Raw genomic sequence first — 20,393 nt, forward strand, 5'->3', positions numbered from 1 at the left:
CGGGCGCTCGGTGGGGTGGTTCGACCGAGATCGGGGTGGCTTTCCTTTCGACAGGTCGCTGAGACGGTTCGGTTTGGCGATGCGCGGTGATCGGGAGAGGGACGTGCGTCAGGTCCGGGAAGACGCCTCAAAGAGTGGTTCTGTTTATGCGCATAAAGTCGGGGCGGCGTGCTTCGCGGACGAGGAATCGCGGTTAGCCCAGCCAATGCTTCGTGGGCGCTGCCTGTTCGGAAGGCATGCATGATGGTGAGCAAGGCGGTTGGTTTATGCGCATAAAGCCCGTGATCGTCGAGCGAGATACTGGCGTGACGCTAGGTCGGGTCGGGACACATGTCGAAGCGATACAGCACCCGGCAATCGCTGTATCGATAGGCCGGCCTGCCACGGCATCGTCGCGCGACTGACCCGAGCGAGGTTTCCGTGTGCGGGCACTTCGTCGCGCGCACCCCCGTTGCGTCTGGTTTATGCGCATAAACACTGCGGCCCGACCGGACGTCGCCTCGATGCGTGTCATTCCTCTCAACCACACCCCTTGTGGGCACGCATCGCACTCGGGCTCGCAGGTCACTCCTCTCCCTTGCGAATGTCGGGCGCTCCCGCGACGGCGTTGCTCGCCTCGGCCCTCCGGCGACTTTATGCGCACAAACTCCCGGCTTGCAGGTAACGCCGCTCGTCCAGCGAAAGGGCAGCGCACCGAGGCATCGTCGCGACGAGCGGCGCTCCGACACAATAGTCGCGAGGGTCAACATCGAGCGGTCTGCCTTCGGCATCCGCCTCGTCGTCGCCAGCACAACACTCAACCGCGCCACCCATCGCCATCACCTCGTTTATGCGCATAAACCGATAGCCCGAATGGCCAACGCGTAGTTGTTGAACGACAATTTCATTGAAATTCAAATATCGTCCTGTAGAATTCCAACGACCCAAACAGGAGTGAAAATTGGCCGCGGAAATCATTGCAGTCACTCAACAAAAAGGCGGCGTCGGCAAAAGCACGATTGCCATGCATCTCGGCGCCGCGTTCCATGAAAAGGGGAAGCGCGTCCTCGTCATCGACGCAGACCGCCAAAACACGCTGGTTCACTGGTCGAGCGCATCCGGCGACAGCGACAACGGCATCCCGTTTCCGGTCGTCAATCTTGCCGAAGCCGACGGCCAGATCCATCGCGAGATCAAGAAGTTCATCAACGACTACGACATCATCGTCGTGGACTGCCCGCCGTCGATCACCGAGAAAGTCTCCGGCGTCGTCCTGCTGGCCGCATCGATTGCCGTGATCCCGACATCGTCGTCGCCGGCCGATTACTGGTCGAGCGTCGGGCTGGTCAAGCTGATTCAGCAGGCGCAGGTGATGAACGAAGACCTCCGCGCGGTCTTCCTGCTGAACAAGACCGAAGAGAAGCGCATGCTGACCCGCGAGCTCAAGCGTGCACTCGAGGAACTCGGCTTCCCGCTGCTGAAGACGCAGATTCCGACTCGGGAAGCGTACAAGCAGGCGATGGCGCTCGGTCAGACCGTCCTGCAGATGAACGATCGCGGCGGCAAGCTGGCCGCCGCCGAAATTCGCGCATGTGCCGACGAAATCGTCGCCATGCTGCCCTGACTTTATGCGCATAAAGGAGTCACATGAAACCTTCCCAATTTGCCAAAGGATTCCAAGCGCGCCCGGATATCACGACGAGCGAAAAGCGCACGGCGCTTGATCGGCTCAATGCGATCGACGGCATCGTCAAGTCCGAGACGCCCGCCGTCGCGCCGACCAAATCCGCGAAGAAAGACATCGCACCGCCGCCTGCTCCGGAATTCACGATCGATCCGTCGATCGACGAATCGCAGCAATATCGCGCGTGGCGCCTCGAGAATCGCTATGCGCCGGGGCAGGTGATCGAGCTCCCGCTGAAGGCGATCAAGCACAGTCCGTTCAACCCGCGTCACTTCTACCTGAAGTCGTCGATTGCCGAACTCGCGGTCAACCTCGCGAAGCAGGGGCAGCAGCAGGCGATCCACGTGATCCCCGATTACGACAATCCGGGCACGTATTTCGTGAGCGACGGCGGCCGTCGCGTGCGGGCGCTGAAGGAAGCGAACAAGGAGTCGGTCAAGGCAATCGTGATCGACGTGCCGATCGGCATCCAGAGCTACAAGCTCGGCTACGATCTCAACGTTCAGCGCGATTCGCAGACGGTGTTCGACAACGCTGTCGTGTGGCGCCGCTTCCTCGACGAAAAGCATTTCCAGAGCCAGAAAGAACTCTCCGAGCATCTGGGTCTCGACGAGTCGACGGTGGCCGTCGCGCTGTCGATCGGCAAGTTGCCCGAAGCGATCATGCAGGAAATGGTCGCGCGCCCCGATCGCTTCGGGTCGAACATGGCCTATCAGGTCGGCCGCTATCACAATGCGCGCGGCACCGAGGCAACGCTGCGGCTGATCAACAAGATCGTGTCGGACGATCTCAGCACGCGCCAGGTGTCGGACATCGTCAAGGGCCGCGTCGCGGCACAGGAGACGCCGAAGGCCGCGGGCCGTCAGCGCTATGCGCAGCGTCTCGAGATCAAGCTCGGCGGCAAGTCGGTCGGCGACCTGAAGTCGTATGGCGAAGACCGCATCGAACTGCGCCTGCGCGGCCTGCCGAAAGACAAGCGTGACGCGATCCTCGAGCAGCTCGAGCGGATGCTGTTGTCGGAGTGATGGAAGCGGCCGGCAGGGCCCGATGAGGACGCCGGCCCCACCCAGGCAGGGTTAGGACCGGCGGCGGCCCGTCAGCGGGCCTGAGCGGGCCTCAAGCGGCCCGCGACTGGTTCAGCGTGAACGACAGCAGATCGCCATCCGTCGGCTCGCCCCAGGTCTTCTGCGCCAGCCAGTCGAAAAAGGCCGTCTCGGCCAGCTTGGAATCGAGGCCGCGCTTGCGCCAGTCGTCGCGCAGATGCGAGCCCATCGTCGGCAATGCCTCCGACTCGAACGACTCGCGCGCCACTTCACGCTCCGCGTCGCCCTGCTCCTCGTACAGCACCTTCGCTTCCTTGCGACGGAACGCCGCGAACTCGCTCAGCAGGCGGGCCTTCAGATCGTCCGGTTGCGCCGCCGCGACCTTCGCGGACGGCATGCCGGCCGGCAGCGCGTCGACCGACTCGACCGGCGGCGCATACCCCTTCTTCAGCGCATCCTTGAACAGCGCCGGCGCGCTGCGCACCGGCGGCAGCGTCGTGCTGCGCATCCGCTGCTCGGTCATCTGCAGTGCGGCGCGAATCCGGTTTTCCTCGCTGTCCGCATAGAGCGTCTGCGCTTCCTTCAGCGGAATCCCGAGCTTCACCATCCGGTCGACCAGCGTGCTGTCGAACACGTTCGGGTGTTCGTCGAGCGCGAGCATCGGTTGCTTGCGCTCGGTCACGCGGAATTGGATCTCGGCAACCCGGCGCCCTTCGCGATGCTCGATCAGCTCGACGAAGATGTTGGTGACCGCGTTGACTTCCGCGATCGCGGGCCGCAGGTAGTCGCGCTTGAAGTACTTGTACTCGCGCTTCGCTTCGTCGCCGGCTTCCGTGTCGGGCGTGCCCGACAGGATCGGCCGCCACCATTCCCACGGCTCGCGCATCGTCAGGTGGCTCGGGTTCGTCAGGTAGCGCACGCAGATCTCGTACAGCGCGAGACCGGCGCTGCTGCGCAGCTGGCTCTGGAACTGCAGGCTCAGGCGCGCATACTGGACCGGGTCGAGCAGTTTCTTCTTGATCTTCGGTGCGAACGAGAATTCGACCCACACGCGGCGGGTCGTCGGATCCTCGAGAATTTCCGCATCGGCGATCAGCGTGGAGATCCCCCACTTGCGGCCCGGCTTCTGGCTCGAGGTGCCCGTGCTCCATTCGACCTGCACCGACACCATGCGGCGCAGGTGTTCCTTTACCAACGCGGTGTCGTTCGAATCGAAAGCGGAGTTGGCGACGATGTCCGACAGCAGCGCGCGATACGTGTCGCCCGAGTCGTCGGCCTGCTGCGCGACGGCCAGCAGGACATTGAACAGCTTGCGAGTGAGGAGCGTGATCTTGCCGCTCTTCGGCTGAATGGCGATCGCCTCGACGGCCTTTCGCAATTCGGCTGAACTGGCACTCACCACATCCACATCGGTTTTCTTGGCGCGCTTCGTCGTGGCCATACGTCGGGTCGGAGGAGAAGTTTCCCGGAAGGATAGCGCCTGCGGTGATGTGCGTCCAGAACGACATGCTCACCATAGCCGGTGAAGCGCGCCGGCAAAACGGCGCTCACCCGAACCGCTCCCGAAAAGGCTCACCGGTCCGCCAGTGCGGTGTTCCGGACTCTTCCAGACGTGCCGCGGCATGCGCCGATTCACAGAATTTCACCTGTGCACGACACGTGCGAAATTGGCTCCCGTATCGGCTCACCTTTCGATTTGTCGTAATTTTGCGACTTCACAGCCGTGAGTCGGACGCAGGGTCGCAATTGCACAGCCGTTCCTCGCCCCGCGCCACACATCGGCCTGTATGCATGTACAGGGGGCGGCTCCCCGGAAGACCGGTTCGGCTTCGACACGCGGAAAACCACCGGCGAAACCGGCACGTGCGGCCCGATCGGCGGGCGCTCGGCCAGTCCGGGCGCGCATTGTACAGTGCCGAATCGTGTCCGGTCCCGAAAATGCTCACCTCAGGCACAGTCTGTTGATTCGACCGGATGCCGACGAAGGCCCGACACACGCGGGACTGGCTGCCAACGGCTCCCGAAAACGCTCACCTTTCGGAGAAAATGCGGCACAGCAGCGGGCACGGAAATGGCTCCCGAAAAACCTCACCGTAACCGGCGCGGTATCAAAAATCCCAATCGGTTCCGATACTTATGCACGGAAGGCATTTGGCTGTGCAGCGCAGGGTTCCCCCGAAAAGCCTCACCTTTCGACCAAGATCCTTCATACGACAACCGTATGTCGGCCCCCGAAAAATCTCACCTGTGCCAAAAGGTGGCACAGCAAAAACGGGATTTCTTCCAGTCCTGGCGGGCTTTTCGGCGAATTCGGCCGGTCACGGCTCCTGAAAAGCCTCACCTTTGACCATTTTTTCAGCAAATCCGGCTCCTGAAAAATCTCACCTGTGAGTCGAGTCGCAGCCTGTGGTCCATGCCCCGAAAAAGCTCACCTTAAGGAGATCGGAGCAGGAAAACCCGCATTTCCCTCCCGAAAAACCTCACCTTTGGGGCATCACAGGCTCTGGAGCGCACTTTTGCTGTGCAAAATGGCGTTCGCGTCCCGGAAATCCTCACAGCAAATTCCCGTGGAGTCCCGTGAAACCTCACCTTTCGCCAAATCTGCCCAAAAGATGGGCAGAATCGGGGCGCGAAGCAGGTCCTGCAAATTCTCACCTATGTCTGCACAGGCAGAAAACTGTGCAGACAGACGCCGCGCGGGTTTCGTGGCTGTGTGGCCCCGAAAACCCTCACCTTTGGGAAAATTCGTGTTTTACTGTGATCCCGAATCCGCTCACGACCTTTCCCGCAACGGCTCACGCAGCTCCCTGAACCCCATCACGTCAGCTCCCGCAGAAGATCACCTTGACTCCCGTAAAACTTCACCTTGTCGGCCGGAAAGCCTTGCCCCATAAGGCTGTGCCGTGGCGTTAACGTTTTTAACTAAGGGTTCAAGGGTGTTTACTTCTAATACTCTCAAGACATCGGCCGACGAGTTTTCCACAGACACCCCAACCCCTGAACACCCACGGGCAACCGGATCCGTCGTCATGTGAAACAAATGCCCAAATTGGGGGCCCGCCGGAAATTGCTTGTAGAACAAGGGTTTGGCCGACTTTCTTCGCTTTGTTTCACGGAATCCCGGGCCTCCTTCAGCAAGATGGGCTCGCAAACCCGATTTCTGTGCAAAGCGACGTAAATTCACAACGGACCCTCGAAACAAGTATCAATAAATACGTATTTCGTTATGATTGCCACATTTCATTGTCTGTGAGTGTGACCATGACCTTGGACGAAATGCGTCAAGTCATTCGGCAAGAACTGGAATCGCTGCGCGCCAGCGGTGCACGGCGCCAGGAATTGTCGCTGCACGCGTGCAAGCGCTTGTTCTTCGATCTTGGTATCCGGCCGTCGGCCGCCAACGTCCGCGATCTCACCCAGACCGGCAGCGCCAGCGATATCCCGAAAGACATCGATCACTTCTGGGAACGCATCCGTTCCGCGTCCAAAATCAGGCTCGACGGCGCGGCGATTCCTAAAGCCGTCGAGGAAAAGGCCGGCGCGTTGCTTGGCGCACTCTACGAAGAGGCATTGAAAGCCGCCCGCGACAGCCTCGATGGAGACCGGGAACAGGTTCGCGCCGACATGGCGCACGCCGAGCAGCGATTGCGGGACGCGACCGTCCGCCAGGAAACGCTCGAGGGAGCGCTCGCGCGCGGTGAAGCGAGAAACGAGCAATTGCAGGCGCGGGTGACCGAACTCGAGGTGCAGCTCGCGTCGCAAACCACCCACGGTTCGGCAAGCGAAGCCACGTTGCTCACCACAGTCGCCCGACTGGAAAAGGAACTGGCCGCGGCTGCCAGCCGGATCGATGCCGAACAGGCACAGAACGCCGCGCTGCGCGACCGCATCGATGCGCTGCAAGCCGAATTGCAGCAGCGCACCGAGCACTACGCGCAACAAATCAAGGATGCGGTGGCCGAAGCCGAACGCCGTGTCAAGCCGATGCTGGTCGAACTGGACTCGTTGCGCAGCATGGCGTCGACCTACCAGAGCGGGTTGCGCGACGTTCAGCGCAAGGAGTTCGATTTCCTGCAGCAATTGAGTTCGGCGAAGGCGCGTGCCGACCGGCTCGAAGAACAGTTGCGCGCCCAGAGCGACGAACTGGACCGCGCAACGCGCGACATGAGCTCGTTGCGTGCGAACCGCGGAATGAATCCGGAAATCGCCGGGTTGCTGCGGCGCCTGGCCGACGCCGGGCAACTGGATGCGGATGCGTATGCCGCGATCGGCACCTCGCTGGATCACGAGATTCCGGCGCCGACCCGGTGCCCGCATTGCGATGGCGAGCCGGAACTGTCACATGGCGACGAGGGTTTCGAAGTCACGTGCCCCGAGTGCGAGCACGCGTCGGGCGCATGGCCGTCCCGCTTCGAAGCCGCCGCGCGTTTCGCGCATACCTGACCCGAAGGCCGGCAACGCTGCACAGGTGAGAGGATCCGGGAAGCCAGCGGTGAGGATTTTCGGGAGCTGTGAAAGGGTGAGGCTGCGCCACGCAAGGCTGCTCACGGATCGATCCGCGTGAGCAGCCGTTTCCGATCAGTGAGTTTCGTCGCGGTCGGATGCATCACCGCTGCCGTCGGCCAGCCCGTCGCGCCAGTTTTTCCATGCGCGATGCAGGCGATTCGACGAGATCGGCCGCATGAAGCCCAGCCATTTGCCGACGCGCTCGGGCGGCACGTCGTGCTCGAACAGTTCGGCCGCGTAGGTGTTGCGCAAGGTTTGCGGACTTGCACGCGCGGTGCGTGACGACGTGAGCCCGGCCGATTCGACGATCGCGTCGATCGCGCGCAGCATCGTCGCCTTGTGCATCGGCCGCCCGGCATGCGATGCGGGGAAGACGAGCTCTCCTGGAATCTGCTGGCGTTTGCGTTCGGTGAGCCAGGCTTCGAGCAACGCGATCGCGAACGAGGCCAGATGGGTGTCGCGCGCGTAATCCGGATGCGTCGACTCGATCCGCAGCGACGTCGTGCTCGTATTGATGCAACTAATCGTAAGTGCGCGCGCTTCTCCGGTTTTGATGCCGGCACCGAGAAATGCGGCAACGAGCGCCCGGTCGCGACGTTCCTTCCAGTACGCGGAACCCGATACGCCAATCGGCGAAAACAGATACGCGAGCAACGTCGCGCGCTCCGCCGGCGTGAGGAAACCGGTCGGCTCGTTGTCGCGGGCCTTGCGCCAGTTCGCTTCGCCATCCTGAGCAATGAAGCGGGCCGGGTTGGTCGATGCATACTCGGTGCGGCGGACATGATCGAGCACACGCTCGATCAGCCGAAGATAGCGCATCCGCTGCGTTTTCTTGATCGGCAACTCGCCGACGAAGTTCGCGATGGTCGGCGTATCGACCGTCGCCAGGTTCTTTTGATGTGCACGCATCCACGCGAGAAACGCGCCCCATTGCGCGCGATAGACATCGGCCGACGAGCGGCGATAGTCCTGCATGGCCAGCCACGCGTCGAACGCGGCTTCGGGCGAGACGACCCAGTCGGACGCATCGCGGTCGAACAGATCCTTTTCTTCCGGCGGGGCAGTGGTGTCGGGAGAGGCGGGAAGGGACATGGCATTAATTCCGTTAGTTGCGTATATGGTAGTCCTTTCCGCAACGTATCGGGCAGCAAGCGGGTGAGCCGGCCGCGGGGCGCCGCGGCCGGGGCTGGGCCGTCAGTCGCCCCACGCCTTGGTTTGGCGGTGAGCGCGCGCGGGACGCGCGGTATCGTGCGTCGTTGCCGCGGCTTCGTACGCGAGAACGGCGAACGAAAAGACCGCGGGCAACGCATTCGAGCGCCCGAAGTCGATCGGATCGTCCGTTTCGGGAAACGTCATGTCCGACGGCCGTTCGAACAGTTGACGCATGCCGGCGTCGTGCCGGCTGGCGAAGCCGAGATCGGCGAGCGCTTCGGCTTCGATCGCGTGCAGCAGGCGCCACGTCAGCGGCACGCGCTGGCGGATGTAGCGCCCGGCGATATGGCGAACGATCAATTCGAGGTCGTGCGCGGCAGCCTTGAAGCTGAGCGCGGCCAAGTCTTGTTCTTCTGTCATTGCAGGCTCCTGTCGACCGGGGCCGGCGCCTCGGTGCGCCCGCTCCGGCCCTTGCATGGCGGAATGTCCGTTTACTGTACAAACATACAGTACTTTCCGCAACTGGCCTGCGATTGACCTTTTGGCCAGCTATACGCGCCGTCAGCGATGTATCACGATCAACAAGGCCCGCGCTTCGGTCCTGCCGGGATTGCGGATCGCATGCGGCTCGTCGGCCGGGTAGCGCGCGGTGTCGCCCGCCTTCAGGCGCCGGCTGGCCGCGGCGGCTTCGATTTCCATCGCGCCCTGCAGCACGGTGAGGTGCTCGCGCGTGCCGGGTTCGTGCGCGTTCGATACCAGTGCGCCGCCGCCCGGCAGCGTCAGTTCATACCACTCGAACTTGCCGGCGAGGTCGATCGGGCCCCATACGCGCAACTGGTACCGGCCGTCGTGGCCCGCGAGCGTCGGAATGTCGTGCGGGCCGTCCACGCGGATCGTCTCGGGCGCCTTCGGCTGCGAGAACAGTTCGTCGAGCGTGATGCCGAGCGCGTTCGTCAGCCGCCACGCGACGGCGATCGTCGGGTTGGCCTTGTCGCGTTCGATCTCGGAGAGCATCGATTTCGATACGCCGGCTGCGCGCGACAGGTCGTCGAGCGTCAGCTTGCGCTCGTTGCGCAGCCGCTGGATCTGCTCGCCCACGCGCGGCGGGGTCGCGGCCGGCGGCTGCGGGGCGGCGTCGGCGCGCGTGCGCCGCGATCCGGAGGAACTTGCCATTTGGATTCCGTTCGCTTAGAGTTGTTCGATATTTCGAATTCTAGTTCGGAATATCGGATAAATGCGGTCAACCGAACGACCGACTATAACAGTAGCAGGCCGCAGCGCCGCCACGAGCCGTGCGCTGCGGAATGCGAATCCCTGTCAGGAGCTTTGCGATGCGTGATGCCTTTCTCGCCCAGGTGCGCGGGACGCTCGACCAGATCCGCGCGGACGGTTTTTACAAGACCGAGCGCGAGATCGCGAGTCCCCAGGCGGCAGCCGTGCGGCTCGCCGGCGGCGCCGGCGTGCTCAATTTCTGCGCGAACAACTATCTGGGTCTGGCGAACGATCCGCGCCTGATCGACGCCGCGAAAGCCGGCCTCGACCAGGACGGCTTCGGCATGGCATCGGTGCGCTTCATCTGCGGCACGCAAACCGTCCACAAGCAACTGGAAAGCGCGCTGGCCGCGTTTCTCGGCACCGAGGACAGCATCCTCTATTCGAGCTGCTTCGACGCGAACGGCGGGCTGTTCGAGACGCTGCTCGACGAGAACGACGCCGTGATCAGCGACGAGCTGAATCACGCGAGCATCATCGACGGCATTCGCCTGTGCAAGGCGAAGCGTCTGCGCTACAAGAACAACGATCTTTCCGACCTCGAGGCGAAGCTCAAGGAAGCCGACGCCGCGGGCGCGCGCCACAAGCTGATCGCGACCGACGGCGTGTTCTCGATGGACGGCATCATCGCCGATCTCAAAGGCATCTGCGATCTCGCCGATCGCTACGGCGCGCTCGTGATGGTCGACGATTCGCACGCGGTCGGCTTCATCGGCACGCACGGCCGCGGCACGCCCGAGCACTGCGGCGTCGAAGGCCGCGTCGACATCGTCACGGGCACGCTCGGCAAGGCGCTCGGCGGCGCGTCGGGCGGCTATGTCGCCGCGCGTCGCGAGGTGATCGAGCTGCTGCGCCAGCGCTCGCGTCCCTATCTGTTCTCGAACACGCTCACGCCGAGCATCGCCGCGGCGTCGCTGAAGGTGCTGGAGCTGCTCGGCAGCGACGAGGGCGCGACGCTGCGCGAGCGTGTGCGCGAGAACGGCGCGCGATTCCGCAAGCAGATGACCGAAGCCGGCTTCACGCTCGTGCCCGGCGCGCATCCGATCATCCCGGTGATGCTCGGCGATGCCCAGCTCGCGACGAACATGGCCGACAAGCTGCTCGGCGAGGGCGTCTACGTGATCGGCTTCTCGTTCCCCGTCGTGCCGCGCGGCCGCGCGCGCATCCGCACGCAGATGAGCGCTGCGCATACGCCCGCACAGATCGACCAGGCGGTTGCCGCGTTCGTGCGCGTCGGCCAGTCGCTCGGCATCGTCTGACGGAGGCGCGACCATGAAAGCACTGGCAAAGCTCGAACGCGGCCCCGGCCTCACGCTCACGCGCGTGAAGCGCCCCGAAGTCGGCCACAACGACGTGTTGATCAAGATTCGCCGCACGGCGATCTGCGGCACCGATATCCATATCTGGAAGTGGGACGACTGGGCGCAGAAGACGATTCCGGTGCCGATGCACGTCGGCCACGAATACGTCGGCGAGATCGTCGAGATGGGGCAGGAAGTGCGCGGTTTCGCGATCGGCGATCGCGTGTCCGGCGAAGGCCACATCACGTGCGGTTTTTGCCGCAACTGTCGCGCCGGGCGCCGGCATCTGTGCCGCAACACGGTGGGCGTCGGCGTGAACCGCGAAGGCGCGTTCGCCGAATACCTGGCGATTCCGGCGTTCAACGCGTTCAAGATTCCGCCGGAGATCTCCGACGATCTCGCGTCGATCTTCGATCCGTTCGGCAACGCGACGCATACGGCGCTGTCGTTCAATCTGGTCGGCGAAGACGTGCTGATCACCGGCGCGGGCCCGATCGGCATCATGGCCGTCGCGATCGCGAAGCACGTCGGCGCGCGCAACGTCGTCATCACCGACATCAACGACTATCGGCTTTCGCTCGCGCGCAAGATGGGCGCGACGCGCGCGGTCAACGTCGCGCGCGAGTCGCTGCGCGACGTCATGGCCGACCTGCACATGACCGAAGGCTTCGACGTCGGTCTCGAGATGTCCGGCGTGCCGAGCGCGTTCACGAGCCTGCTCGAGGCGATGAACCACGGCGGCAAGGTGGCGCTGCTCGGCATCCCGCCCGCACAGACGGCGATCGACTGGAATCAGGTGATCTTCAAGGGGCTCGAGATCAAGGGCATCTACGGCCGCGAAATGTTCGAGACCTGGTACAAGATGGTCGCGATGCTGCAAAGCGGCCTCGACCTGTCGCCGATCATCACGCATCGCTTCGCGGCCGACGACTACGAGCAAGGCTTCGCCGCGATGCTGTCCGGCGAAAGCGGCAAGGTGATTCTCGACTGGACGGTCTGAGCCGCGTGTCGAGACGGGGCAGCGCGGCGCATTCGCCGCCTGCCCCGTGTTCGTTCGTACGCGCACCGTCGAACCGCGGAAGCGCGATTCGACGCTTGAGGTGAGATTATTCGGGAGCCGTGTCTGCGCGCCGAATCGCCAGACGATCCCACGTCGGGGTAATGGCACGTTCGCTTCACCTGTCGACACGCGCGCCGCTTCTTTCCGTCACGCCATTCGACGCCCGTTTCTCCTCTTCCGCACCCTCCCCCGCTTCGCTTGGCGTGCGAGCGCTCGCATGCCACCGTGTGCGATATCGTGCCGATCCGGCATATCAACCGTGAGTCGCACGCAGCGTCGCGACTCACTGATGCACGATGCGATCGACATCGGTCGATCTCGATCGGTGCGTAGACCGCTACCTGGTCCGTTCACCCTTCGCTCCGCAGTGTCGGGCCGAAGGCTCGACTTGACGCGCCGGCGCGTCGGCCACGATTCGCCCCTCCCACCGGCAGGGCCATTTCATCCGGGTATTGACGACGGAGAACGATCGTTCTACCGTAAACCCATGAACACATCTCCCGACACCTCCGGCGAACCCAGCGTTCGCGACCGGCTGCTCGACGCGGCCGAAGCGCTGATCTATTCGGGCGGCATCCATGCGACCGGCGTCGATGCGATCGTCAAGCGATCCGGTGCGGCACGAAAGAGCTTTTATTCGCATTTCGAATCGAAAGAGGCGTTGGTGGTCGCCGCGCTCGAACGTCGCGACGAGCGCTGGATGCGCTGGTTCGTCGACGCCACGCTGGCGCGCGGCAAGGCGCCGCGCGCGCAGCTGCTCGGCATGTTCGACGTGCTGCGCGACTGGTTCGGGCAGCCCGACTTTCACGGCTGCGCGTTCCTGAATGCGTCAGGCGAGATACCCGACGCCGACGATCCCGTGCGCGTCGTCGCCCGCATGCACAAGGCGCGCCTGCTGGCGTTCGTGCGCGAGCGCTTCGACGCCCTTGCCGACGAAACCGGCATCGAGCGCCGCGGGCTCGCACGCATCGCGCGTCAGTGGCTCGTGTTGATCGACGGCGCGATCGGCTTGGCGCTCGTCAGTGGCGATGCAAACGCCGCGCGCGATGCGCGCGCGACGGCCGAACTGCTGCTCGATACCGTATCGCGGTAGCCGACGCAGCGAATCCACCCGGCTGCGTGCATGCGCAGCCCGAACCCTGAACAGGAGCAACCCATGTCCGCTTCCCCCGAAGTTCGTCCGCCCGTTCCGCCGTTCACGCTCGAAACGGCGCGCCAGAAGGTGCGCGCCGCCGAGGACGCATGGAACACGCGCGACCCGCAACGCGTGTCGCTCGCCTATACGCCGCAAAGCCGCTGGCGCAATCGCGCGGAGTTCGTGACGGGCCGCGACGAGATCGTCGGGCTGCTGCAGCGGAAGTGGACGCGCGAACTCGACTACCGCCTGATCAAGGAGCTGTGGGCGTTCGGCGGCAACCGCATCGCGGTGCGCTTTGCGTACGAGTGGCATGACGATGCGGGCAACTGGTTCCGTTCGTACGGCAACGAGAACTGGGAGTTCGATGAAAACGGTCTGATGGCGCATCGTCACGCGAGCATCAACGATCTGCCGATTCGCGAGGCGGACCGGCTTTATCGCTGGCCGCTCGGCCGTCGTCCGGACGATCATCCGGGACTGTCCGACCTCGGGCTGTGATGCGCGTCTGCGTTCGACGGATCGACGAACGCATCGGCCGGATTCAAAGGTGAGGAAATTCGGGAGCCGGCCGCCGAAGGTGAGATTTTTCGGGACGAGGTGAGATGTCGCGTCGAGCTGTGTGCGTTGAACAGATCGACGCGACATCGCACGAGTCAAGCGATGCATGCGTCGGAGTGTTGCGGTGTGCTTCCCTGCACGATGCATCTCACCGATCGCGCCGAAGCGATCGTGCATCGACGATCGGTGTGGGCGAGCGCGCCGTGCAACTCACCGATCGGATCGTCTTTCGACTTTCAAGGAACAACCTCACGAGCCGTGCGCGTTGCGATGAGCCGTTGCTCACCGTTGGATATCACCGCCGACGCATCGGCGGCATCCGCACAAGTGCGTAACCGCATCGCGTGTCGCTCACCGCAGACGGGTTCTCGAGCGCCGTGCAGCGCTGCCCCGCGCGAACGCCGGGCGCGCCCCTCACTCACCCCACAATCCGCGCGGCGATCGCCTCGCCCACTTCCTGCGTGCCCGCGTGGCCGCCGAGATCGCGCGTACGCGGCCCCGTGCGCAGCACGTCCTCGATCGCGGCGACGATCGCATCGTGCGCGTCGCGCTCGCGGCCCGTACCGTTACCGAGGAAGTCGAGCATCATCGCGGCCGACCAGATCATCGCGATCGGGTTCGCGATGTACTGCCCCGCGATGTCGGGCGCCGAACCGTGCACGGGTTCGAACAGCGACGGGAACGTACGGTCGGGGTTCAGGTTAGCCGACGGCGCGATGCCGATCGTGCCCGTACAGGCCGGCCCGAGATCCGACAGGATGTCGCCGAACAGATTCGATGCGACGACGACGTCGAAGCGATCCGGCTGCAGGACGAATCGCGCACACAGGATGTCGATGTGCTGCTTGTCGACCGCGATCTCCGGATAGCGTTCGGCCATCTCGGCCGCGCGCGCATCCCACCACGGCATGCTGATCGCGATGCCGTTGCTTTTCGTCGCGACGGTGACGCGCTTCGCGCGCCGCTGCGCGAGCTCGAACGCGAATTTCAGCACGCGCTCGGTGCCGTGCCGCGTGAAGATCGACTGCTGCATCACGACTTCGCGCTCGGTGCCTTCGAACATCGTGCCGCCGACCGACGAATATTCGCCCTCGGTGTTCTCGCGCACGATCATGAAATCGATGTCGCCCGCGCGGCGGCCGGCGAGCGGTGACGGTACGCCGTCGAACAGGCGCGCGGGCCGCAGGTTGATGTACTGGTCGAATTCGCGGCGGAATTTCAGCAGCGAGCCCCACAGCGAAATGTGATCGGGCACCGTCGCCGGCCAGCCGACCGCGCCGAACAGGATCGCGTCCATGCCCGACAGCTGCGCTTTCCAGTCGTCCGGCATCATCGTGCCGTGCTGCGCGTAGTAGTCGCAGCTTGCCCAGTCGATCTCGACGAAGTCGAAACGCACGCCGAAGCGCGCGGTCACGGCGTCGAGCACGCGCAGACCCTCGGGCATCACTTCGCGGCCGATGCCGTCGCCGGGGATCACGGCAATCCTGTAAGTCCTGTCGGTCATGCAAATCTCCTTGGCTGTTCGGCCGGCTGTCGGGAAGGCAGCGGCCCGTCACGCCATTCTATTTATTTCCATATGGATTAAAATCGCGCAAAAGTTAATCGACTTTCCACGAATCGTGAATAAATCGCCGAACCTCGACGACCTGCGCGTGTTCAGCGTGGTCGTTCGCCTCGCGAGCTTCAGCGCGGCCGCCGAGCAGCTCGCGGTGTCGCCCGCGTACGTCAGCAAGCGCGTCGCGATGCTCGAGGCGCAGCTCGGCACGCGCCTGCTGCATCGCTCGACACGCCGCATGACGGTCACCGAAGCCGGCGAACGCGTGCTCGCGCGCGCCGAAAAGATTCTCGACGACGTCGATCATCTCGTCGAGGACGTGTCGACCACGCGCACGGTGCCGCGCGGCACGCTGCGCATGTCGAGCAGCTTCGGCTTCGGCCGGCACGTCGTCGCGCCTGCGCTGCTCGACTTCAGCGCGCGCTATCCGCAACTGAACGTGCGGCTCGATCTGTTCGACCGGCTCGTCGATGTTGCCGGCGAAGGCTACGACCTCGACGTGCGCATCGGCGACGAGATCGCCGATCATCTGATCGCGCGCCGCCTTGCGGCGAACCATCGCGTGCTGTGTGCGTCGCCCGACTATCTCGCTCGCCGCGGGACGCCGCGCTCGCTCGCGGATCTGGCCTCGCACGACTGTCTCGCGATCAAGGAGCGCGATCATCCGTTCGGCGTATGGCGACTGAACGTGCGCGGCGAAACGGCGACGGTGAAGGTCGGCGGCGCGCTGTCGACGAACCATGGCGAGGTGGCCGTGCAATGGGCGCTGGCCGGGCGCGGCATCGTGCTGCGCTCAATCTGGGAAGCCCGGCCGCTGATCGAGGGCGGCGCATTGTGCCGCGTGCTGCCGGATGCGATCCAGCCCGCGAACATCTGGGCCGTGTATCCGGAACGCGTCGCGGCATCGGCGAAGGTGCGTGTGTGCGTGGATTTTCTGGTGGAGGCGCTGGCCGGCCTGGATGCCGCCGCGGGTGACGATACGGCCTGAAATCGGCGAAAGGTGAGCTTTTACGGGGGCATGCGCAGGCACCGTCGACGGTGCCTGCGGGCGCGTCACGCCGCGTGTCGCGCGCCGAGCATCAAGTCGAGATTCTGCACGGCGGCGCCGGATGCCCCTTTGCCGAGATTGTCGAACACGGCGGACAGCAGCACCTGGGTGCCGTCTGCGCTGACGAACACGCCGAGCCGCAGATCATTGGTGCCGTTCAACGCTTGCGGATCGAGATGCGTTGCCGCGCGTGCGTCCGCGAGCGGCATCACGTCGACGTGACGCGCATCCGCGTAGTGATGCGCGAGACAGGCATGCAACCGCTCGCCCGTCACCCCGGCCGGCAGCAGGCGCAGCTCGATCGGAATGGTGAGCACGATGCCTTGCCGATAGGCACCGTAGGCCGGCACGAAGAACGGGCGGTGCGCGAGCCCCGCGTGTTGCCGGATCTCGGGCACGTGCTTGTGCTCGAGTGCGAGGCCGTAGACCTGCAGCGGCAACGCGCGTGCGGCGGCGTCGCCCGCTTCGAATGCATCGACGGCGGCCCGCCCGCCGCCCGAATAACCGGACACCGCATGGATGCTCACCGGGTAGTCGCGCGGCAGCAGCCCGGCCTGCAGGAGCGGACGAAGCAGGCCGATCGCGCCCGTCGGATAGCAGCCCGGATTGGTCACGCGCTTCGCCTGCGCAATGTGTCGCGCCTGTCCGTCGGCCATCTCGGGAAAGCCGTAGACCCATTCGGGTTGCGTGCGGTGAGCTGAACTGGCGTCGATCACGCGTACTGCCGGATTCCGGATGAAGCCGACCGCTTCGCGCGCGGCCGCGTCGGGCAGGCACAGGATCGCGATATCGCACGCGTTGAGTGCGTCGGCGCGCCGCGCGGGGTCCTTGCGTTCGGCGGCGGGAAGCGTGAGCAGCCGCACGTCGGTGCGCTCGCGCAGACGCGCGTGAATCTGCAACCCGGTCGTGCCCTGGTCGCCGTCGATGTAGATGGTGGGGAAGCGCATGATGGTCGCGTTCGGTCGTCGGGGGAAACCGTATCGTCCACCGAACGCCTAGAATAGGAAAAGTTGAATTTGCTGATCGTCCGATTCAGCTTTTCTGAACGAGAGGTGTGTGATGCGCGAGATCAGTCTGGACCGCCTGCGTACGCTGGTCGCGATCGCGGACCAGGGCTCCTTCGTGGCGGCGGCGCAATGGCTTCATCTCGCCCCGCCGACCGTCAGCCTGCATGTCGCCGAGCTGGAAAGCCGCGTCGGCGCGCCGCTGCTGTCGCGTACCCGCGGCAACGTGCGCCCGTCCGTGATCGGCGAAGTGCTGGTGGAGCGGGCGCGGCGTCTGCTGGCCGAAGTCGAATCCACGCTGGACGACGTGCAGCGACAGGTGCAGGGATTGACCGGGCGCGTACGCCTCGGCGCATCGACCGGGGCGATCGCGCATCTGTTGCCGCAGGCGGTGGCCGGATTGCGCGCGCAGCATCCGGATATCGATGTGCAGATCGCGGTGCTCACGTCGCACGACACGCTGTCGCGCATCGCACAAGGCACGCTCGATGTCGGGTTGGTCGCGCTGCCGCAAGCGCCGGTCGCGGGGCTGACGATCCGCCCGTGGCGCCGCGATCCGGTGATGGCTTTCCTGCCCGCGGACTGGCCGCTTCCGGCCCGGGTGACGCCCGCGTATCTGGCCGCGCGGCCGCTGATTCTCAACGATGCGACGACGCGCCTGTCGCGGCTCACGACCGAATGGTTCGCGCTCAGCGGCTACCGGCCCGAGCCGCGGATCGCGCTCAACTACAACGATGCGATCAAGAGCCTGGTTGCCGCAGGTTACGGCGCGACGCTGCTGCCGCACGAGGCAGGCGCCCCGTTGCCGGATGCGCGCATCGTCATGCGGCCGCTACGCCCGGCGTTGTGGCGCGAGTTGGGGATTGCCCATCGAGCAGGCCCGGTCGAACGGGCGACGCAGCACGTGCTCGATGCGCTGCGGGCGCTCGGCGCGCGATAGCGTGTCGTCGCGCGGCTGGGCCGTGCGGCGCCGCACGCGCGTTCAGAGCCGGTTGTCCTTCGCGAGCATCAGCACGCGCGCCCAGCGCTGCGCATCGCGCTTGTCCATCATCGGCAGCTTCCATTCGCCGCGCACGGCGTCGCGCACGCGCACGACGAGATGCCAGCGGCCGTCGATCGGCGCGGCCTCGCAACCGTCGAGCTGCGACAGCGTATAGCGGCCGTCCGCGCCGTCATGCGACAGCCACAGCAGCCCTTGCGTCGCGGACACGCGCAACTCGCCCCATGCGCGATGCACGATATGCGTCCAGCCTTGTTCCTTCGTGTTCGGTGCGATGTTGCGGCGGCGCTTGAGCCACCATGCGATCAGTGCGATCAGGAGCGCGGCGGCCAGCACGGCGGCCGCGATCGCGACCGGCTGGCCGAACTGCGCGGCGATGACGTGAAACAGGTGAACGGCGCCCCATCCCAGGGCGATGAGCGCGAATAGCGCAATGAAAATCGGCATGTCGAATCGGAAAGGAGGACGGGCCGGCGCATGCGGCGCGCCGGCCCGTTGCACGCGGCATTACCGGCGGCGGTGAATGTCGTGCGTGACGAAGCCCGCGTCGTTGACGGGCAGCGCGAGGCCGTCCTTCACCGCGAGCGTCTTGCGGATGTCGTCGAGACCCGCGGACCAGTGGTCGCGCATCGTCGACAGACCGAACTGATAGTCCTTGTAGTGATGCTCGTACGCTTTCTGCTGATAGATCAGATGCTGGATGTTGTACTTCTTCCCGCTCGACATCTCTTCGGCCTCGACGCACCACGGGTCGTTCTTGCGCCGCTCTTCCGGCACCTGGTCGAGCACGTGACGCAGCACGTTGCGGTAGCGCTGTTCGCGCTGCAGCGTATCGGTGACGAAACGCGTGCGGCTCGAGTACTGCACGTCCTTCGTGCGTTCGGCGACGTCGGCCATCGTGCGCGGCAGCGGCCCGCGCGCGCTCCACAGATCGACCTGGAACGCGAGCGTGTCGCGGCGCGGCCGGGCGCGGAGCACTTCCATCAGCGGCGTGTTCGACACGACGCCGCCGTCCCAGTAGTACTCGCCGTCGATCTCGACGGGCGGGAACGCGGGCGGTAACGCGCCGGACGCCATGAAATGCTCGGGCGCGAGGCGGATGCGCGAGTTGTCGAAGTACACGAAGTTGCCGGTGCCGACGTTGACCGCGCCGACCGACACGCGCGTTTCGCCCGAATTGATCCGGTCGAAGTCGCACAGTTTCAGCAGCGTCGTGCGCAGCGCCGACGTGTCGTACCAGCTGATTTTTTCCGGATGGTCGGACACGCCGGGCAGCGGCGGCGGAAAGCGCGGCACGAAGAAGCCCTGCTGGCCCTGCATCATCGCGCTGGCGGCCTGCGACGCGGTGAAGAACGTGCGGACCTGATCGATGCTGTTGAACAGCGCGAATTCGAACGCGGCCGGAATCGCCGGAAAGAACGCCGGCTGGCAGATCGTTTCCCAGAATTCGCGCAGGCGCTCGACGCGATGCTCGGGCGCGTTGCCGGCGATCAGCGCGGTATTGAGCGCGCCGATCGAGATGCCCGCGATCCAGTCGAGCGGAATGCCTGCTTCATGCAGCCCTTCGAATACGCCGGCCTGATACGCGCCGAGCGCGCCGCCGCCTTGCAGGACGAGCGCGATCGTTTCGTACGGCAGCGACCGCGCAGCGGCCGGCGCACCGGCTTCGTGGTGCAGGTCCGCCGCATCGACGGCCTGCTTTTCTGTACGCGCGTGCGGTTTCATCAGTTGCTCCGAGAAATCCCGCCGTGGACGGCGGTGATGGAGGGCGTGGCGTCGATCGACGACGGCACGCCATCGCAGGAATGACGGCGGCGCGGAAAAGCGCCTGCCGTCGGGGAAGCGCCGGCGTTACTGCATGAACCAGCCGTGACTGACGATGAACGACTGGCCCGTGAGCGCGGCGCTCGGGAATGCCGACAGGAACAGCACCGTCTGCGCGACGTCCTGCACCGTCGTGAACACGCCGTCGACCGTGTTGCCGAGCATCACCTTCTTGATCACTTCCTCTTCGCTGATGCCGAGCTCCTTCGCCTGCTCCGGAATCTGCTTGTCGACCAGCGGCGTGCGCACGAAGCCCGGACACACGACGT

At 64.8% G+C, this 20,393-nt stretch carries 17 protein-coding genes and 1 pseudogene; 9 read left to right on the forward strand and 9 right to left on the reverse strand.

Going from position 1 to position 20,393, the window contains the following annotated elements:
* The first annotated feature begins 940 nt into the window (after positions 1-940).
* Positions 941-1,603 (forward strand): ParA family partition ATPase, encoded by a 663-nt coding sequence (gene parA / locus WS95_RS22295; RefSeq protein ID WP_006480195.1) that lies wholly within the window; start codon positions 941-943, stop codon positions 1,601-1,603.
* 23 nt (positions 1,604-1,626) lie between these two features.
* Positions 1,627-2,688 carry a ParB/RepB/Spo0J family partition protein gene (locus tag WS95_RS22300; RefSeq protein ID WP_059826032.1) on the forward strand — a complete coding sequence of 354 codons (1,062 nt, stop codon included), beginning with the start codon at positions 1,627-1,629 and terminating at the stop codon, positions 2,686-2,688.
* A 91-nt stretch (positions 2,689-2,779) separates the two neighbouring features.
* Here WS95_RS22300 and WS95_RS22305 read toward each other — a convergent pair whose 3' ends face one another.
* Positions 2,780-4,147 (reverse strand): replication initiation protein, encoded by a 1,368-nt coding sequence (locus tag WS95_RS22305; RefSeq protein ID WP_034205810.1) that lies wholly within the window; start codon positions 4,145-4,147, stop codon positions 2,780-2,782.
* A gap of 1,820 nt (positions 4,148-5,967) precedes the next feature.
* On the opposite strand from WS95_RS22305, the gene WS95_RS22310 reads away from it, so the two are divergent.
* The gene (locus tag WS95_RS22310) at positions 5,968-7,149 is read left to right on the forward strand and encodes a DNA-binding protein (protein ID WP_059826035.1); all 1,182 of its coding nucleotides are present in this window, start codon (positions 5,968-5,970) and stop codon (positions 7,147-7,149) included.
* Positions 7,150-7,284: 135 nt separating this feature from the next.
* Here the strand turns inward: WS95_RS22310 and WS95_RS22315 are convergent, their stop codons facing one another.
* The 3 genes from WS95_RS22315 to WS95_RS22325 form a co-directional block, all read right to left on the reverse strand.
* Positions 7,285-8,304, reverse strand: coding sequence for a tyrosine-type recombinase/integrase (locus tag WS95_RS22315; protein ID WP_059826037.1), 1,020 nt, complete (start codon positions 8,302-8,304; stop codon positions 7,285-7,287).
* Positions 8,305-8,406: 102 nt separating this feature from the next.
* Positions 8,407-8,784, reverse strand: a complete 378-nt coding sequence (locus tag WS95_RS22320; protein WP_034205808.1) for a DUF2471 family protein — start codon at positions 8,782-8,784, stop codon at positions 8,407-8,409.
* Between the two features lie 141 nt (positions 8,785-8,925).
* On the reverse strand, positions 8,926-9,537 hold the full coding sequence (locus WS95_RS22325) for a helix-turn-helix domain-containing protein (protein WP_059826039.1): 612 nt from the start codon (positions 9,535-9,537) through the stop codon (positions 8,926-8,928).
* A 158-nt stretch (positions 9,538-9,695) separates the two neighbouring features.
* Here WS95_RS22325 and WS95_RS22330 point away from each other — a divergent pair, with 158 nt between their 5' ends.
* From WS95_RS22330 to WS95_RS22345, 4 genes are all read left to right on the forward strand, one after another.
* The gene (locus tag WS95_RS22330) at positions 9,696-10,895 is read left to right on the forward strand and encodes a glycine C-acetyltransferase (RefSeq protein ID WP_034205806.1); all 1,200 of its coding nucleotides are present in this window, start codon (positions 9,696-9,698) and stop codon (positions 10,893-10,895) included.
* Positions 10,896-10,908: 13 nt separating this feature from the next.
* Positions 10,909-11,937: an L-threonine 3-dehydrogenase gene (tdh, locus tag WS95_RS22335; protein ID WP_059786253.1), complete on the forward strand. Its 1,029-nt coding sequence runs from the start codon at positions 10,909-10,911 to the stop codon at positions 11,935-11,937.
* A gap of 547 nt (positions 11,938-12,484) precedes the next feature.
* Positions 12,485-13,090 (forward strand): TetR/AcrR family transcriptional regulator, encoded by a 606-nt coding sequence (locus tag WS95_RS22340; protein ID WP_059826042.1) that lies wholly within the window; start codon positions 12,485-12,487, stop codon positions 13,088-13,090.
* Between the two features lie 63 nt (positions 13,091-13,153).
* The gene (locus WS95_RS22345; RefSeq protein WP_034205803.1) at positions 13,154-13,633 is read left to right on the forward strand and encodes a nuclear transport factor 2 family protein; all 480 of its coding nucleotides are present in this window, start codon (positions 13,154-13,156) and stop codon (positions 13,631-13,633) included.
* A 478-nt stretch (positions 13,634-14,111) separates the two neighbouring features.
* On the opposite strand, the gene WS95_RS22350 is transcribed toward WS95_RS22345, so the two are convergent.
* Complete coding sequence (locus WS95_RS22350; RefSeq protein ID WP_034205802.1) at positions 14,112-15,197, reverse strand: tartrate dehydrogenase; 1,086 nt, start codon at positions 15,195-15,197, stop codon at positions 14,112-14,114.
* A gap of 115 nt (positions 15,198-15,312) precedes the next feature.
* Here WS95_RS22350 and WS95_RS22355 point away from each other — a divergent pair, with 115 nt between their 5' ends.
* Positions 15,313-16,236 carry a LysR substrate-binding domain-containing protein gene (locus tag WS95_RS22355; RefSeq protein ID WP_034205801.1) on the forward strand — a complete coding sequence of 308 codons (924 nt, stop codon included), beginning with the start codon at positions 15,313-15,315 and terminating at the stop codon, positions 16,234-16,236.
* A gap of 65 nt (positions 16,237-16,301) precedes the next feature.
* On the opposite strand, the gene argC is transcribed toward WS95_RS22355, so the two are convergent.
* Positions 16,302-17,243, reverse strand: a complete 942-nt coding sequence (gene argC, locus WS95_RS22360; RefSeq protein WP_059826046.1) for an N-acetyl-gamma-glutamyl-phosphate reductase — start codon at positions 17,241-17,243, stop codon at positions 16,302-16,304.
* Positions 17,244-17,355: 112 nt separating this feature from the next.
* Here argC and WS95_RS22365 point away from each other — a divergent pair, with 112 nt between their 5' ends.
* Positions 17,356-18,240 carry a LysR family transcriptional regulator gene (locus WS95_RS22365; RefSeq protein WP_059826048.1) on the forward strand — a complete coding sequence of 295 codons (885 nt, stop codon included), beginning with the start codon at positions 17,356-17,358 and terminating at the stop codon, positions 18,238-18,240.
* Positions 18,241-18,282: 42 nt separating this feature from the next.
* On the opposite strand, the gene WS95_RS22370 is transcribed toward WS95_RS22365, so the two are convergent.
* From WS95_RS22370 to WS95_RS22380, 3 genes and pseudogenes are all read right to left on the reverse strand, one after another.
* Positions 18,283-18,747 carry a hypothetical protein gene (locus tag WS95_RS22370; RefSeq protein ID WP_059826050.1) on the reverse strand — a complete coding sequence of 155 codons (465 nt, stop codon included), beginning with the start codon at positions 18,745-18,747 and terminating at the stop codon, positions 18,283-18,285.
* A 60-nt stretch (positions 18,748-18,807) separates the two neighbouring features.
* Positions 18,808-20,025 carry a patatin-like phospholipase family protein gene (locus WS95_RS22375; RefSeq protein WP_059826053.1) on the reverse strand — a complete coding sequence of 406 codons (1,218 nt, stop codon included), beginning with the start codon at positions 20,023-20,025 and terminating at the stop codon, positions 18,808-18,810.
* Between the two features lie 126 nt (positions 20,026-20,151).
* Positions 20,152-20,393 (reverse strand): annotated as a pseudogene (locus WS95_RS22380) (3-hydroxybutyrate dehydrogenase); the annotation flags it as partial.

The organism is Burkholderia sp. MSMB1826, assembly GCF_001526325.1.
Classification (GTDB): domain Bacteria; phylum Pseudomonadota; class Gammaproteobacteria; order Burkholderiales; family Burkholderiaceae; genus Burkholderia.